This is a genomic window from Pseudomonas sp. Leaf48 (assembly GCF_001421885.1).
Lineage (GTDB): Bacteria > Pseudomonadota > Gammaproteobacteria > Pseudomonadales > Pseudomonadaceae > Aquipseudomonas.
In genome coordinates, this window is sequence record NZ_LMLH01000028.1 from 397,797 (window position 1) to 413,979 (window position 16,183).

General features: G+C 59.8%; 11 protein-coding genes. All 11 read left to right on the forward strand.

Annotated elements, in window-relative coordinates; all coding sequences use genetic code 11:
• The first annotated feature begins 215 nt into the window (after positions 1–215).
• The 11 genes from ASE98_RS17705 (at position 216) to hemE (ending at position 16,032) form a co-directional block, all read left to right on the forward strand.
• Positions 216–1,280: a pilus assembly protein PilM gene (locus ASE98_RS17705; RefSeq protein ID WP_060542620.1), complete on the forward strand. Its 1,065-nt coding sequence runs from the start codon at positions 216–218 to the stop codon at positions 1,278–1,280.
• Positions 1,281–1,847, forward strand: coding sequence for a PilN domain-containing protein (locus tag ASE98_RS17710; RefSeq protein WP_060542621.1), 567 nt, complete (start codon positions 1,281–1,283; stop codon positions 1,845–1,847).
• A complete protein-coding gene (locus ASE98_RS17715; protein ID WP_060542622.1) occupies positions 1,844–2,467 on the forward strand; it encodes a type 4a pilus biogenesis protein PilO in 624 nt (207 codons plus the stop codon). Before ASE98_RS17710 ends, ASE98_RS17715 begins: the two co-directional genes overlap by 4 nt.
• Entirely contained in the window at positions 2,464–2,991 is a 528-nt protein-coding gene (locus ASE98_RS17720) for a pilus assembly protein PilP (protein ID WP_060542623.1), read from the forward strand. Before ASE98_RS17715 ends, ASE98_RS17720 begins: the two co-directional genes overlap by 4 nt.
• Positions 2,992–3,004: 13 nt before the next feature.
• A complete protein-coding gene (gene pilQ, locus ASE98_RS17725) occupies positions 3,005–5,086 on the forward strand; it encodes a type IV pilus secretin PilQ (protein WP_060542624.1) in 2,082 nt (693 codons plus the stop codon).
• A gap of 4 nt (positions 5,087–5,090) precedes the next feature.
• Positions 5,091–5,609 (forward strand): shikimate kinase AroK, encoded by a 519-nt coding sequence (aroK, locus tag ASE98_RS17730; protein WP_060542625.1) that lies wholly within the window; start codon positions 5,091–5,093, stop codon positions 5,607–5,609.
• A 150-nt stretch (positions 5,610–5,759) separates the two neighbouring features.
• A complete protein-coding gene (aroB, locus tag ASE98_RS17735; RefSeq protein ID WP_060542626.1) occupies positions 5,760–6,860 on the forward strand; it encodes a 3-dehydroquinate synthase in 1,101 nt (366 codons plus the stop codon).
• A gap of 10 nt (positions 6,861–6,870) precedes the next feature.
• Entirely contained in the window at positions 6,871–8,463 is a 1,593-nt protein-coding gene (locus ASE98_RS17740; RefSeq protein WP_060542627.1) for an AAA family ATPase, read from the forward strand.
• 349 nt (positions 8,464–8,812) lie between these two features.
• A complete protein-coding gene (gene gltB, locus ASE98_RS17745; protein ID WP_060542628.1) occupies positions 8,813–13,258 on the forward strand; it encodes a glutamate synthase large subunit in 4,446 nt (1,481 codons plus the stop codon).
• Positions 13,259–13,290: 32 nt separating this feature from the next.
• Positions 13,291–14,709 (forward strand): FAD-dependent oxidoreductase, encoded by a 1,419-nt coding sequence (locus ASE98_RS17750; protein ID WP_007975602.1) that lies wholly within the window; start codon positions 13,291–13,293, stop codon positions 14,707–14,709.
• A 255-nt stretch (positions 14,710–14,964) separates the two neighbouring features.
• Positions 14,965–16,032 carry a uroporphyrinogen decarboxylase gene (gene hemE, locus ASE98_RS17755; protein ID WP_060542629.1) on the forward strand — a complete coding sequence of 356 codons (1,068 nt, stop codon included), beginning with the start codon at positions 14,965–14,967 and terminating at the stop codon, positions 16,030–16,032.
• Positions 16,033–16,183: the final 151 nt, after the last annotated feature.

Sequence of the window (16,183 nt, forward strand, 5' to 3'; positions counted from 1 at the left end):
GCTTTTGGATATCCAGGGCAAAGAATGAATTGGGCAGCAGGGTTCGGGCAAACAAGGAGAACGTCCCGCGCTCGAGCAAAAAGCGGAAAAAAACGCTGGGCATTATAAGCATTTTTCCGTCGAGAGCGTCATTTGCACTGGTGTCAAGACGGGCGGTTTGAACGCAATGGATATTGCACAGTCCGTAACTCACGGAAAGTCATAGGGAATTTGTAGTGCCAGGACTCTTCAACAAAAAGACCAATACGCTTTTGGGAATCGACATCAGCTCCACCTCGGTCAAGCTTCTGGAGCTCAGCCGCCAGGGGGGGCATTACCGGGTCGAAGCCTACGCGGTGGAGTCACTGCCTGTCGGTGCCGTGATCGAGAAAAACATTGTCGAGGTCGATGCGGTGGCGCAGGCCCTTACGCGTGCGCTGCTCAAGGCCAGAACCAGCCTCAAGAAGGCGGCAGTGGCGGTGGCGGGCTCGGCGGTCATCACCAAAACCATCGAGATGGATGCCGGCCTTGGTGACGACGAGATGGACCGCCAACTGAAGGTCGAGGCAGATCAGTACATTCCCTATCCGCTGGATGAAGTGGCGATCGACTTTGAGGTCCAGGGTCTCTCGGCCCGTAATCCCGGGCGCGTCGACGTACTGCTCGCCGCCTGCCGCAAGGAAAACGTCGAAGTCCGTGAAGCCGCGCTGGCGCTTGCCGGTCTGACCGCCCGTGTGGTCGACGTTGAGGCTTATGCGCTGGAGCGTTCATATGAGTTGCTTTCCCGCCGGCTGGAGGCTGCCCGGGAGCCCGTGACGGTAGCGGTGATGGACATTGGAGCGACGATGACCACCCTGAGCGTGTTGCGCGGCGGGCGGACTATCTACACACGCGAGCAGTTGTTCGGTGGCCGCCAGCTGACGGAAGACATCCAGCGCCGTTATGGCCTGACAATGGAGCAGGCGGGGCTGGCAAAGAAGAATGGCGGGTTGCCGAACGATTACGTCAGCGAGGTGTTGCAGCCGTTCTGTGAGCTGCTGGTACAGCAAGTGTCGCGTTCGCTGCAGCAGTTCTTCGCTTGCGGTCAGTACAACTCGGTCGACCACATTCTGTTGGCGGGCGGGACGGCGTCGGTCCCGGGGCTGGATCAATTGATAGAACAGCGATTGGGCACTGCGACGCAGGTGGCAAACCCGTTTCTGGGCATGTCCCTGTCCGGCAAGGTCAGCAAGGCGGCTCTGGTGAGTGACATGCCGGCACTTCTGATTGCCTGCGGGCTGGCCATGCGGAGTTTCGACTGAATGGCGCGGATCAATCTTTTACCCTGGCGCGACGAGCAGCGGGAAGTCCGGCGTAAACAGTTTCTGCTGATTCTTCTGGCCGTGCTGGTGGGTTCGGCAGGGGCGGTTTTGATCGCTAACCAGGTCGTCAGCGCCGCCATTGACCGACAAGTCGCGCGCAATGATTACATCGGTGGGCAGATTACCGTGGTCGAGGAACGCATCAAACAGGTCGATGACCTCAGGGATCGCCGCCAGCAACTGCTCGAGCGCATGCGCATCATCCAGGACCTGCAAGTTAACCGACAGATCAGCGGGCGGATATTCGACCAGTTGGCGCGCACCTTGCCCGATGGCGTGTATTTCACTGAAGTGGAAATGACTGGCCGCAACCTGTCCATCACTGGCGTGGCGCAATCGAACAATCGTGTGTCGGACCTGATGCGCAATCTGGAGGCTTCGGACTGGTTCGGCGCGCCGAGCCTTACCGAAGTCAAAACGACCACCGCCGGTCAGATGGGGCAGGCTAACGTTTTTCAACTGAGCGTTCGCCAGACTCAGCCTGCGGCAGCGGAGGACGGGCAATGAGTCCGTCCGAATGGGTCGAAGGACTGCGCAGGATCGACATCAACGACCTCGATACCAGCAACATGGGTTCCTGGCCACCAGTCATCAAGTTCCTGGTGGCCGTCCTGGTCATGATTGTGGTGGTAGCGGCGGGCTACAATTTTTCTACCCGTGAACTTGAGAGCCAACTCAATCTCAAGCATGAGGAGGAGTTCCTGCTAATGGAGCGATTCGCCGCCAAAACCCAAGTGGCAGCGAGTATGGAGCTCTACACGCAGCAACTGAAAGAAATGCAGAGTTCTTTCAATGTGCTGCTGGGGCAACTACCCAGTGACACTGAAGTGCCTGGCCTTCTGGAGGACATCACGCGTACCGGTCTGGGCAGCGGCCTGGAGTTTGAAGAGATCAAACTGCTGCCGGAGATTTCCCAGCCGTTCTACATCGAACTGCCAATCCAGATCACCGTCACCGGCGCCTATCACGACCTGGCCAGGTTCGTCAGTGGCGTGAGTGGTTTGCCGCGGATCGTGACCCTGCATGACTTCGACCTGGTGCCGGTCAATCCGGATGCTGGTCCGAAGTTGCGCATGAATATCCTGGCCAGGACTTACCGCTACAACGACCAGGGGCTGCATCAATGAGCCCTGCACGTTGTTTATCGGTCGCGGTGTTGTCGGCTGTGCTCGCCGCTTGTGACGCCGGTAATGACTTCAGTGACGTTGACGCGTACATGAGCGAAATGCGCCAGCGAGCCCCCGGCAAAATTGAACCAACGCCGACATTCCGGTCTTACCCGACATTCACCTACAGCGCGGCGAATCTGCGCAGTCCGTTTTCGCAGCAGGTCAGACTCGATTCGGCAGCTGGTAACCACGGCTCGCGCGCTGTTAGTCCCGACCCCTATCGGGACAAGCAATACCTCGAAGGTTTCAATATCGAGCAGTTTGAAATGGTCGGCACAATCTCCAATGCAACCGGATCTTTTGCGCTGTTGCGCGGGGCTGGTGGCGTGCATCGGCTGAAAGTCGGCGATTACCTGGGGCGTAATGACGGGCGAATAGTCGCGATCAGCGGCTCGCAAGTCGATGTGGTGGAAATTATCCCCGACGGTGAAGGTGCCTGGCTGGAACGCCCCCGGATTCTCCCTTTGAAACAGCACTCATAGTGGAACTCGAAAAATGAACAGGATTTTCACCGCCATCGGCCGTTCGCTATGGATAGCGTTGTTGTCGCCGATGGTCTGCGCATCCAGCCTCACGGCGCTGGACGTCGCCGCACTGCCGGGAGATCGCGTCGAGCTGAAATTGTCGTTCGACCAGCCGCCTCCCACGCCTCGGGGTTACACCACAGACTCGCCGGCACGTATTGCCCTGGACTTGCCCGGTGTCGTCAACCGGCTGACCAGCAAGACCCGCGACCTGGGTAACGGCAATGCCCGCAGCGCTACGGTGGTGGAGGCTGCAGACCGCACGCGGCTGATCATCAATCTGACCCGGCGCGCAGCGTACAGCGCGCGGGTAGAGGGCAACGATCTCTTCGTGGTGGTCGGACCGGCTGCGCAGGGGGCGCAGGGGGCGCAGGCAGGGCAGGTGGCCACTGTAACGCCGGCCCCGCCCCGGGCCAGTCTGTCGGCAGGCAAGGCTATTGGTGGTGTTGATTTCCAGCGTGGCCCCCAAGGTGAGGGCAATGTGCTCATCGACCTGTCGGATCCGTCGATCGTGCCGGAGGTCCAGGAGCGCGGGGGCAAGATCATCCTCGGCTTCGCCAGGACTGGATTGCCCGAGCGATTGCGCGTACGCCTGGACGTGAAAGACTTCGCTACACCGGTGCAGTTCGTCAGCGCCAGCGCGACCGGCGATCGGGCCACCATCAGTATTGAGCCTGGTGGACCGTTCGAGTACTCGACCTATCAGACCGATAACAAACTCACGGTTAGCGTCCGTCCGAAGACCGCCGACAACCTGCGCAAGCGTAATGCCGACCGCAATGCCTACAGCGGGGAAAAGCTCTCGCTGAACTTCCAGGACATCGATGTGCGTTCAGTACTGCAACTGATCGCAGATTTCACCAACCTGAATCTGGTGGCCAGCGATACCGTCCAGGGCGGTATAACCTTGCGCTTGCACAATGTGCCCTGGGATCAGGCGCTGGATCTGGTACTGAAAACCAAAGGTCTGGATAAACGCCAGGTCGGTAATGTCCTGCTGGTTGCACCAGCCGATGAAATCGCCGCCCGCGAGCGGCAAGAACTGGAATCGCAGAGGCAGATCGAAGATCTCGCGCCGCTGCGCCGCGAGTTGTTGCAAGTCAACTACGCCAAGGCAGCCGATATCGCCAAGTTGTTCCAGTCGGTGACCAGCGCCGAAGTGAAAGCCGATGAGCGGGGTTCGATCACCGTTGATGAGCGGACCAACAATATCATTGCCTACCAGACCCAGGATCGGCTCGAGGAGTTGCGCCAGATCGTGGCACAACTGGATATTCCGGTGCGCCAGGTCATGATCGAGGCGCGGATCGTCGAGGCTAATGTCGACTACGACAAAAGCCTGGGCGTGCGCTGGGGTGGCTCGATCCGCAACAGGGGTAACTGGAACGCGTCGGGAATAAAAAATGGCGGCGACGATGCCTCATCGATCCTCGGAACACCAGGCAGCACCAGCACCAATTCACCGTTCGTCGATATGGGGGTTGTAAACAATACATCGGGAATCGGCATTGCCTTCATCACCGACAATGTCTTGCTGGATCTGGAGTTGTCGGCCATGGAGAAGACCGGCAACGGGGAAATCGTCTCGCAGCCCAAGGTGGTCACGTCCGACAAGGAGACCGCCAAAATCCTCAAGGGCACCGAAATTCCCTATCAGGAAGCCAGTTCCAGTGGCGCTACCTCGGTGTCGTTCAAGGAGGCATCGCTGTCTCTGGAAGTGACCCCGCAGATCACTCCTGACAATCGGATCATCATGGAGGTCAAAGTCACCAAGGACGAACCGGACTACCTGAACAAGGTGCAGGATGTACCGCCGATCAAGAAAAACGAAGTGAACGCCAAGGTGCTGGTCACGGATGGCGAGACCATCGTAATTGGCGGCGTTTTCTCAAATACTCAAAGCAAGGTCGTAGATAAGGTGCCATTTCTTGGCGATGTGCCGTATCTTGGCCGCCTTTTCCGGCGTGATGTGGTTTCGGAGAAAAAATCCGAGCTGTTGGTATTCCTCACTCCGCGTATCATGAATAATCAGGCGATTGCTGTGAGTCATTGATTCTGTGCGAAATTTGATTCTTGTTGGACCGATGGGCGCTGGCAAAAGCACCATCGGCCGGTTGCTGGCCAAAGAGCTGCGCCTGCCGTTCAAAGATTCCGATAAGGAAATTGAATTGCGCACGGGCGCCAATATCCCATGGATCTTCGATAAAGAAGGCGAACCGGGCTTTCGGGACCGCGAGCAGGCAATGATTGCCGAGCTGTGCGACTACGATGGCGTGGTGCTGGCGACGGGCGGTGGCGCGGTGATGCGCGAAGCCAATCGCCGGGCGCTGCATGCCGGTGGGCGAGTGGTTTATCTGCACGCGTCTGTTGAGCAGCAGGTCGGTCGCACCTCTCGCGATCGCAACCGGCCCCTGTTACGTACCGCCGACCCGGCCAAGACCCTTCGGGATCTGTTGGCGATCCGCGATCCGCTCTATCGGGAAATTGCCGACCTGGTGGTCGAAACCGATGAGCGACCGCCGCGAATGGTCGTGCTCGACATCCTTGAACGCTTGCAGCATCTGCCGCCCCGTTAAAGCGCCGGACGAAATGCGCTATCCTCGGCGTCCTGCCATGGTCGCTCAAGACTGTGGCGCAAGGCTCCGGAACGGCGTCAGACCAGCAGAGGCCGTGGATATTCGTTAACTCAAGGCAGGACGCCTGATTCATCTTCACTGTGGGGACACATGCAGACACTCAAGGTCGATCTAGGCGAGCGCAGCTACCCGATTCATATTGGCGAAGGTTTGTTGGATCAGCCTGAGCTGCTGGCCCCGCACATTCGCGGTCGGCAAGTAGCCATCATCTCCAACGAGACTGTCGCGCCGCTCTATCTCGAGCGTCTGACTCGCAGCCTGGCGCAGTTCTCGGTGATTTCCGTGGTGTTGCCCGACGGCGAGGCCTTCAAGACCTGGGAAACCCTGCAACTGATTTTCGACGGTCTGTTGACCGCCCGGCATGACCGCCGCACCACGGTGATCGCCCTGGGTGGCGGTGTGATCGGCGATATGGCCGGTTTTGCGGCCGCCTGCTATCAGCGCGGTGTCGATTTCATCCAGGTGCCGACCACCCTGCTGTCGCAGGTCGACTCTTCGGTGGGCGGCAAGACCGGGATCAACCATCCGCTGGGCAAGAACATGGTCGGCGCCTTCTATCAGCCGAACGTGGTGCTGATCGATACCGCCAGCCTCAATACCCTTCCGGCCCGCGAACTGTCCGCCGGGCTAGCCGAAGTCATCAAGTATGGGCTGATCTGTGATGAGCCGTTCCTGACCTGGCTTGAAGAAAACGTCGATCGGCTGCGCAATCTGGATCAACAGGCGCTGACCTACGCCATCGAGCGTTCCTGTGCGGCCAAGGCTGCCGTGGTCGGCGCCGACGAGAAAGAGACCGGTGTTCGTGCCACGTTGAACCTGGGGCATACCTTCGGCCACGCGATTGAAACCCACATGGGGTATGGTGTGTGGCTCCATGGGGAAGCGGTGGCTACCGGCACTGTAATGGCGCTGGAAATGTCCGCGCGCCTCGGCTGGATCTCCGAACAGGAGCGCGATCGCGGTATTCGCCTGTTCCAGCGAGCCGGCCTGCCGGTCGTTCCGCCAGAAGAGATGACTGAAGCCGATTTTCTCGAGCACATGGCAATAGATAAAAAAGTGATCGACGGTCGTTTGCGCCTGGTGCTGCTGCGCCACATGGGCGAAGCGGTGGTGACCGACGATTATCCGAAAGAGGTTCTACAGGCCACGCTGGGGGCGGATTACCGCGCTCTGGCTCAGCTGAAAGGTTAATAAGAACACAATGACTAGTTTGCATGCCGACGAGGCTTTCCTCGGCCATTACCAGTTGAGTCATGACCCTTTTGCTCCACGGGTGCCTGGCTTCAAATTTTTCCCGGCCCAGCGCAAACCGGTGTTGGGGCAGTTACATCACCTGGCGCGCTATAGCCAGCTGCTGCTGGTGGTCACCGGCCCCCAAGGTAGCGGCAAGACCTTGTTGCGTCAGGCCCTGGTGGCCAGCACCAACAAACAGTCGGTGCAAAGCGTGGTGGTATCCGCCCGGGGTGCCGGCGATGCGGCGGGTGTACTGCGTCAGGTGGCCCAGGCGCTGGACGTCGCTCAGACCGATGTGGGCGCGATTCTGGCCCAAGTGGTGCAACTCGCCCTCACCGGGCAGGAAGTCTATCTGCTGGTGGACGATGCTGAGCAACTCGACGAGTCCGCGCTTGAGGCGTTGATGGCCCTGGCTGCCGGTGCACCGGAAGGTCGCCCGCACGTATTCCTGTTCGGTGAATCATCGCTGATCGCTCAGCTTGATGCTTTGCACCTTGAGGAAGAGCGCTTCCACGTCATCGAATTGCAACCTTACAGCGAAGAAGAAACACGCGAATACCTGGACCAGCGGCTTGAAGGCGCCGGCCGGGGTATCGAACTTTTTACCGCGGATCAGATCTCTGATATTCACGAAAGCTCCGAAGGCTGGCCTGGCAACATCAATCAGGTCGCCCGTGATGCAATGATCGAAGCCATGATTGCCAGCCGCTCAGCGGTCAAGCGTCCAAGAATGGGGTTCAATATGCCGAAGAAACACGTATTGGCGATTTCCGCCGTCGTCGTGGTCGCGGTAGCTGCCGCCTGGTTGATTCCAGGTCGCAACAAGGCACCGACCACGGGGGCTCCGGCCAATGAGCAAGCGCAACTGCCATTGGGGGAGGGGCAATCGCAGGCCAATGGTGGTGCTCCCGCCGTTGAATTCGCCGGCAACACCCAGCCAATGCCATTGCCATTGGTCGGCAACTCGCAACCGGTCATGCGCGGTCCATTGGCCGAAGCGGCCGGTGGCATCACCGAGGGCGACGACGGCGTGCCGCTCGAAGGCTCCAGCGAAACACCGCCGACTGTAACCACCACTGCGCCGCCTTCGGGCGTGCCGGCTGGCCCGGCGCCAACACCTGCTGCCAAACCGACGCCAGCACCTGCTCAGGTAGCTACCGCCAAACCGGCGCCGGTTCCTGCCGCCAAGCCAGCTCCAGCCCCGGCCAAGCCAGCCGTCGCCGCAGCAGCTGCCAAGCCTGCCGAGAAACCGGCTCCTGCGGCCAAGGCTGCGGGTGGCACCTGGTACGCCGGTCAGGCTCCGGGCAATTACGTGGTGCAGATCCTCGGTACCAGCTCCGAATCGGCCGCCCAGAGCTTCGTCAAGGAGCAGGGCGGCGAGTACCGTTATTTCAAGAAAGTCCTCAATGGCAAGCCGCTCTACGTGATCACCTATGGCAGTTTTGCCAATCGTGATGCGGCCGTTTCCGCCATCAAGGCCTTGCCAGCGAAGGTTCAGGCTGGTAAACCTTGGCCTCGCACTGTCGCCAGCGTCCAACAGGAACTGGCAACAACTCGCTGAAGATTCGGCGGCCTTACCCAGGCCGCCTCTCCAAGCACCTCAAAATTTCTACAAGTGCGCGCAACCATTCAGGCTGCGTGCCTTGTGGTGTCTGCGTCACAGTAGTCTTTGAGTCGTAGCGGTCAAAATTAAAAAAGTTTTGACTAGCACAGCGGATCGCTTTAAACCTTTCACAAATGCGACATGAATTTGCGACATTTCGTCGCCAAATTTGTGAGGCCAAGTGTCGGTGTGTACAATGACCTCCCTTTTGCCCCCGCAAAGCTGGCGTACGTTCGGCGCGGATGGTAAGTGGTTGAATTGAAAAGAAATTTGCCTCGAAAAGAGGCAGCCTGGTGAGAAAGTGTCTATGAAAGCAGGTCTGTACCAACCAGATGAATTCAAGGATAACTGCGGTTTCGGCCTGATAGCCCATATGCAGGGCGAGCCCAGTCATACCCTTTTGCAAACGGCCATCGAGGCCCTGACCTGCATGACCCACCGCGGTGGGATTAATGCCGACGGCAAGACCGGTGACGGTTGCGGTCTGCTGATTCAAAAGCCGGACGTGTTCCTGCGAGCGATCGCCCAGGAAACCTTCGGCGTCGAACTGCCCAAGCAATATGCCGTGGGCATGGTCTTCTTCAACCAGGACCCGGTCAAAGCCGAAGCCGCTCGCGAGAACATGAACCGCGAGATCCTGGCCGCCGGCCTGCAGCTCGTCGGTTGGCGCAAAGTGCCGATCGACACCAGCGTCCTCGGCCGCCTGGCCCTTGAGCGCCTGCCGCAGATCGAACAGGTGTTCATCGGCGGTGAAGGCCTGAGCGATCAGGACATGGCCGTCAAGCTGTTCACCTCCCGTCGTCGCTCCTCGGTCGCCAACGCCGCCGATAGCGACCACTACGTCTGCAGCTTTTCGCACAAGACCATCATTTACAAAGGCCTGATGATGCCGGCGGATTTGACCGCCTTCTATCCAGACCTGAGCGATGAGCGCCTGCAAACCTCGATTTGCGTGTTCCACCAGCGCTTCTCCACCAACACCCTGCCGAAATGGCCGCTGGCTCAACCGTTCCGCTTCCTTGCGCACAACGGCGAGATCAACACCATCACCGGTAACCGCAACTGGGCCGTGGCCCGTCGCACCAAGTTCACCAACGATTTGATGGACCTGGAAGAGCTCGGCCCGCTGGTCAACCGCGTAGGTTCCGACTCTTCGAGCATGGACAACATGCTCGAGCTGATGGTCACCGGCGGCATCGACCTGTTCCGTGGCGTGCGGATGATCATTCCGCCTGCGTGGCAGAACGTCGAAACCATGGACCCGGATCTGCGTGCGTTCTACGAGTACAACTCGATGCACATGGAACCGTGGGACGGTCCGGCCGGCGTGGTAATGACCGACGGTCGCTACGCGGTGTGCCTGCTCGACCGTAACGGCCTGCGTCCGGCGCGTTGGGTCACCACCAAGAACGGCTTCATTACCCTGGCCTCGGAAATCGGTGTCTGGAACTACCAGCCTGAAGACGTGATTGCCAAGGGGCGTGTCGGCCCGGGCCAGATCTTTGCCGTGGACACAGAAACCGGCCAGATCCTCGACACCGATGCGATCGACAACCGCTTGAAGTCCCGTCATCCGTACAAGCAATGGCTGCGCAAGAATGCCCTGCGCATCCAGGCAACCATGGAAGACAACGACCACGGTTCGGCGTTCTACGACGTCGATCAGCTCAAGCAATACATGAAGATGTACCAGGTCACGTTCGAAGAGCGCGACCAGGTGCTGCGTCCACTCGGCGAGCAGGGCTACGAAGCCGTGGGCTCGATGGGCGACGATACGCCGATGGCCGTGCTGTCCCAGCGCGTGCGCACGCCGTACGACTATTTCCGCCAGCAGTTCGCGCAGGTCACCAACCCGCCGATCGACCCGCTGCGTGAAGCCATCGTCATGTCGCTGGAGATCTGCCTCGGTGCCGAGCGCAACATCTTCCAGGAGTCGCCGGAACACGCTTCGCGCGTGATCCTCAGCTCGCCGGTCATTTCCCCGGCCAAGTGGCGCTCGCTGATGAATCTCGATCGTCCGGGCTTCGAGCGCGCGATCATCGATCTGAACTACGACGAAAGCGTCGGCCTCGAAGCGGCAATCCGCAACGTTGCTGATCAGGCTGAAGAAGCCGTGCGCGCCGGTCGTACCCAGGTTGTGCTGAGTGACCGTCACATTGCTCCGGGCAAGTTGCCGATCCACGCATCCCTGGCCACCGGTGCTGTGCACCACCGCCTGACCGAAAAAGGCCTGCGTTGCGACTCCAACATCCTGGTGGAAACCGCGACCGCTCGCGATCCGCATCACTTCGCCGTGTTGATCGGTTTCGGCGCCTCTGCCGTTTATCCGTTCCTGGCCTACGAAGTGCTGGGCGATCTGATCCGTACCGGTGAAGTGCTGGGCGACCTCTACGAGGTGTTCAAGAACTACCGTAAAGGCATCACCAAAGGCTTGCTCAAGATCCTTTCGAAGATGGGCATCTCGACCATTACTTCGTACCGCGGTGCGCAGTTGTTCGAAGCCATCGGCCTGTCCGAGGAAGTCTGCAACCTGAGCTTCCGTGGCGTGCCAAGCCGCATCAAGGGTGCGCGTTTCGTCGACATCGAAGCCGAGCAGAAAGCCCTCGCTACCGAAGCCTGGAGCCCGCGCAAGCCGATCCAGCAAGGCGGCCTGCTGAAGTTCGTCCACGGTGGCGAATATCACGCGTACAACCCGGACGTGGTCAACACTCTGCAAGCCGCTGTGCAGCAGGGCGACTACAGCAAGTTCAAGGAATACACGTCGCTGGTGGATAACCGCCCGGTGTCGATGATCCGCGACCTGCTGAAAGTCAAAACCCTCGACACTCCATTGGACATCAGCGAGATCGAACCGCTGGAATCGGTGCTCAAGCGCTTCGACTCCGCCGGTATCTCCCTGGGCGCCTTGTCGCCGGAAGCTCACGAAGCCCTGGCCGAAGCCATGAACCGCCTCGGTGCGCGTTCCAACTCCGGCGAAGGCGGCGAAGACCCGGCGCGCTACGGCACCATCAAGAGCTCGAAAATCAAGCAAGTGGCGACTGGCCGTTTCGGTGTTACTCCGGAATACCTGGTCAACGCTGAAGTGCTGCAGATCAAGGTTGCCCAGGGCGCCAAGCCGGGCGAGGGTGGTCAACTGCCGGGCGGCAAGGTCAACGGTCTGATCGCCAAGCTGCGTTACGCAGTGCCGGGCGTGACCCTGATTTCGCCTCCGCCGCACCACGACATCTACTCGATCGAAGACTTGTCTCAGCTGATTTTCGACCTCAAACAAGTCAACCCGAAGGCGCTGGTCTCGGTGAAGCTGGTAGCAGAAGCTGGCGTCGGCACCATCGCCGCCGGTGTGGCCAAGGCCTATGCGGACCTGATCACCATCTCCGGCTACGACGGCGGCACCGGCGCATCGCCGCTGACCTCGATCAAATACGCGGGCGCGCCGTGGGAACTCGGCCTGGCCGAAACCCACCAGACCCTGCGCGGCAACGACCTGCGCGGCAAAGTCCGGGTACAGACCGACGGCGGCTTGAAAACCGGCCTCGACGTGATCAAGGCAGCCATCCTCGGCGCTGAAAGCTTCGGCTTCGGCACCGCGCCAATGATCGCCCTGGGCTGCAAATACCTGCGCATCTGCCACCTGAACAACTGTGCCACCGGCGTCGCGACTCAGAACGAGAAGCTGCGCAAGGATCACTACATCGGCACCGTCGACATGGTGGTGAACTTCTTCACCTACGTCGCCGAAGAAACCCGTGAGTGGCTGGCCAAGCTGGGCGTTCGTTCCCTCGAAGAGCTGATCGGCCGTACCGATCTGCTGGAAGTCCTCGAAGGCCAGACCGCCAAGCAACATCACCTGGACCTGACCCCGTTGCTGGGCAGCGATCACGTGCCGGCGGACAAGCCACAGTTCTGCGGCGTGGAACGCAACCCGCCGTTCGACAAAGGCCTGCTGGCCGAGAAAATGGTCGACATGGCCACCTCGGCAATCAACGACAAGAGCGGCGCCGAATTCGCCCTGGATATCTGCAACTGCGACCGTTCCATCGGCGCGCGGATCTCCGGTGATATCGCCCGCAAGCACGGCAACCAAGGGATGGCCAGCGCGCCAATCACCTTCCGCTTCAAGGGCACTGCCGGGCAGAGCTTCGGTGTGTGGAATGCCGGCGGCCTGAACATGTACCTGGAAGGCGACGCCAACGACTACGTCGGCAAGGGCATGACTGGCGGCAAGCTGGTCATCGTTCCGCCGAAAGGCAGCATCTACAAGACCCAGGACAGTGCCATCATCGGCAACACCTGCCTGTACGGCGCTACCGGTGGCAAGCTGTTCGCCGCCGGTACCGCAGGCGAGCGTTTCGCCGTGCGTAACTCCGGTGCCCATACCGTCGTGGAAGGCACTGGCGATCACTGCTGCGAGTACATGACCGGTGGTTTCGTCTGCGTCCTGGGCAAGACCGGTTACAACTTCGGCTCAGGCATGACCGGCGGTTTCGCCTACGTGCTCGACCAGGACAACACCTTCGTTGACCGGGTAAACCACGAACTGGTGGAAATCCAGCGGATCAGCGGCGAGGCTATGGAAGCCTATCGCAGCCACCTGCAAAACGTGCTGAACGAGTACGTCACGGAAACCGACAGCGAGTGGGGTCGTGAACTCGCCGAAAACCTCGATGACTACTTGCGCCGTTTCTGGCTGGTCAAGCCTAAGGCTGCCAACCTGAAATCGTTGCTTTCCAGCACCCGTGCCAACCCGCAGTGATATGCGCCTGAAGAGTTTGATGAGGTTTTAAAATGGCTGAACGTCTGAATAATGACTTCCAGTTCATCGAGGTCGGGCGCAAGGATCCGAAGAAGAAACTGTTGCGTCAACGCAAGAAAGAGTTCGTGGAAATCTACGAACCCTTCAAACCCCAGCAGTCGGCCGACCAGGCCCACCGCTGCCTGGGTTGCGGTAACCCGTATTGCGAATGGAAGTGCCCGGTGCACAACTTCATTCCCAACTGGCTGAAACTGGTGGCCGAGGGCAACATCCTCCAGGCCGCGGAGCTGTCGCACCAGACCAACACCCTGCCGGAAGTGTGTGGCCGGGTGTGCCCGCAGGACCGCCTGTGCGAGGGTGCCTGCACCCTCAACGACGGCTTCGGCGCGGTAACCATCGGTTCGGTGGAGAAGTACATCACCGACACCGCGTTCGCCATGGGCTGGCGCCCGGACATGTCCAAGGTCAAGCCGACCGGCAAGCGTGTCGCGATTATCGGCGCGGGCCCGGCGGGCCTTGGCTGTGCCGACGTGCTGGTGCGCGGTGGCGTGACTCCGGTGGTGTTCGACAAGAACCCGGAAATCGGCGGTCTGCTGACCTTCGGTATCCCCGAGTTCAAGCTGGAAAAGACCGTGCTGAGCAATCGCCGCGAAGTCTTCACCGGCATGGGCATCGAGTTCCGTCTCAATACCGAAGTCGGCAAAGACGTGACCATGGAGCAACTGCTCGAAGAATACGATGCCGTGTTCATGGGCATGGGCACCTACACCTACATGAAGGGCGGTTTTGCCGGTGAGGATCTGCCGGGCGTGTACGACGCGCTGGACTTCCTGATCGCCAACGTCAACCGCAACCTGGGCTTCGAAAAGTCGCCGGAAGATTTCGTCGACATGAAAGGCAAGAAGGTCGTGGTCCTGGGCGGCGGCGACACGGCGATGGACTGCAACCGTACTTCGATCCGCCAGGGCGCCAAGTCGGTGACCTGTGCTTATCGTCGTGACGAAGCGAACATGCCCGGCTCGCGCAAAGAGGTGAAGAACGCCAAGGAAGAAGGCGTGAAATTCCTCTACAACCGCCAGCCAATCGCCATCGTTGGTGAAGACAAGGTCGAAGGCGTGAAAGTGGTCGAGACCCGTCTCGGCGAACCGGACGCCCGTGGTCGTCGCAGCCCTGAGCCGATCCCGGGCTCCGAAGAGATCATCCCGGCCGACGCCGTGGTCATCGCTTTCGGTTTCCGTCCAAGTCCGGCGCCGTGGTTTGAGCAGTTCGAAATCCAGACCGACAGCCAGGGCCGCGTTGTGGCTCCGGAACAAGGTCAGTACAAGCACCAGACCAGCAATCCGAAAATCTTCGCCGGTGGCGACATGGTGCGCGGTTCTGACCTGGTGGTGACGGCGATCTTCGAAGGCCGCAATGCCGCCGAAGGGATCCTGGATTACCTGGGCGTCTGATCCCCCGATCCAGACCTGAAATGGTATCAAAATGTGGGAGCGGGCTTGCTCGCGAAGACGGAGTGTCAGTCAGCAGTGATGTTGCCTGACACTCCGCCTTCGCGAGCAAGCCCGCTCCCACATTGGTTTCAGGGTGTTGCCAAACATCGCATTCCCCCGCGACAAATTGACCCGATAGACAAAAGGCTGACCTGCAACCGTGCCTTTTGCGCCCGGCTCTGAGAAAATGCCCGCACTTTTTTTCCGGATGCCGACATGACTGCCCTGAAGAACGACCGTTTCCTGCGCGCCCTGCTCAAGCAACCCGTAGACGTCACTCCTGTGTGGATGATGCGTCAGGCCGGTCGCTACCTGCCTGAATACCGCGCCAGCCGTGCCAAGGCCGGCGACTTCATGAGCCTGTGCATGAACCCGGAGTTCGCTTGCGAAGTCACCATGCAGCCGCTCGACCGCTATCCACAACTGGACGCGGCGATCCTCTTCTCCGACATCCTTACCATCCCCGATGCCATGGGCCAAGGCCTGTACTTCGAAACCGGTGAAGGTCCGCGCTTCAAGAAAGTCGTCAGCACAATGGCCGACATCGAAGCCCTGCCGATCCCTGATCCGCACAAAGACCTCGGCTACGTCATGGACGCGGTCAGCACCATCCGCCGCGAACTGAACGGTCGCGTGCCGCTGATCGGCTTTGCCGGCAGCCCATGGACCCTGGCCACCTACATGGTCGAAGGCGGCTCGTCGAAAGACTACCGCAAGACCAAAACCATGCTCTACGACAACCCGCAAGCCTTGCACCTGTTGCTGGACAAACTCGCGCAGACGGTCACCAGCTACCTCAACGGCCAGATCATGGCCGGGGCGCAAGCGGTGCAGATCTTCGACAGTTGGGGCGGCGCCCTCTCGGCGGCGGCGTACCAGGAATTCTCCCTGGCCTACATGCGCAAGATCGTCAGCGGCCTGATTCGCGAGCACGAAGGTCGCAAGGTGCCGGTGATTCTGTTCACCAAGAGCGGCGGCCTGTGGCTGGAAAGCATCGCTGACGCTGGCGCTGATGCATTGGGCCTGGACTGGACCTGCGACATCGGCAGCGCCCGTGACCGCGTCGGTAGCAAGGTAGCCCTGCAAGGCAACATGGACCCGACCGTGCTCTACGCCAAGCCGGAAGCAATTCGCACTGAGGTAGGCCGCATTCTTGCCAGCTATGGCAAAGGCAGTGGTCATGTGTTCAACCTCGGTCACGGCATTACCCCGGAAGTCGATCCGGAGCACGCAGGTGCCTTCCTGCGCGCTGTGCATGATTTGTCGGCGCAATATCACCAGTAACTAACACGCAACAAAATCTAAAACCTGTCCGGACTAGCGCCGGACAGGTTTTTTTGTGCTGTTTAATTACCGATTAAACAAATTTTCTGAGTTTGCAGGAAATTGATGTCAGACAATTCCATCTGTGGAGTTTTCCAGCTGCTATTGAAGA

Coding starts and splice junctions, on each gene's coding strand:
- ASE98_RS17710 (WP_060542621.1), top strand. CDS start 1,281: ATGGCGCGGATCAATCTTTTACCCTGGCGCGACGAGCAGCGGGAAGTC.
- ASE98_RS17715 (WP_060542622.1), top strand. CDS start 1,844: ATGAGTCCGTCCGAATGGGTCGAAGGACTGCGCAGGATCGACATCAAC.
- ASE98_RS17720 (WP_060542623.1), top strand. CDS start 2,464: ATGAGCCCTGCACGTTGTTTATCGGTCGCGGTGTTGTCGGCTGTGCTC.
- pilQ (WP_060542624.1), top strand. CDS start 3,005: ATGAACAGGATTTTCACCGCCATCGGCCGTTCGCTATGGATAGCGTTG.
- aroB (WP_060542626.1), top strand. CDS start 5,760: ATGCAGACACTCAAGGTCGATCTAGGCGAGCGCAGCTACCCGATTCAT.
- ASE98_RS17740 (WP_060542627.1), top strand. CDS start 6,871: ATGACTAGTTTGCATGCCGACGAGGCTTTCCTCGGCCATTACCAGTTG.
- gltB (WP_060542628.1), top strand. CDS start 8,813: ATGAAAGCAGGTCTGTACCAACCAGATGAATTCAAGGATAACTGCGGT.
- ASE98_RS17750 (WP_007975602.1), top strand. CDS start 13,291: ATGGCTGAACGTCTGAATAATGACTTCCAGTTCATCGAGGTCGGGCGC.
- hemE (WP_060542629.1), top strand. CDS start 14,965: ATGACTGCCCTGAAGAACGACCGTTTCCTGCGCGCCCTGCTCAAGCAA.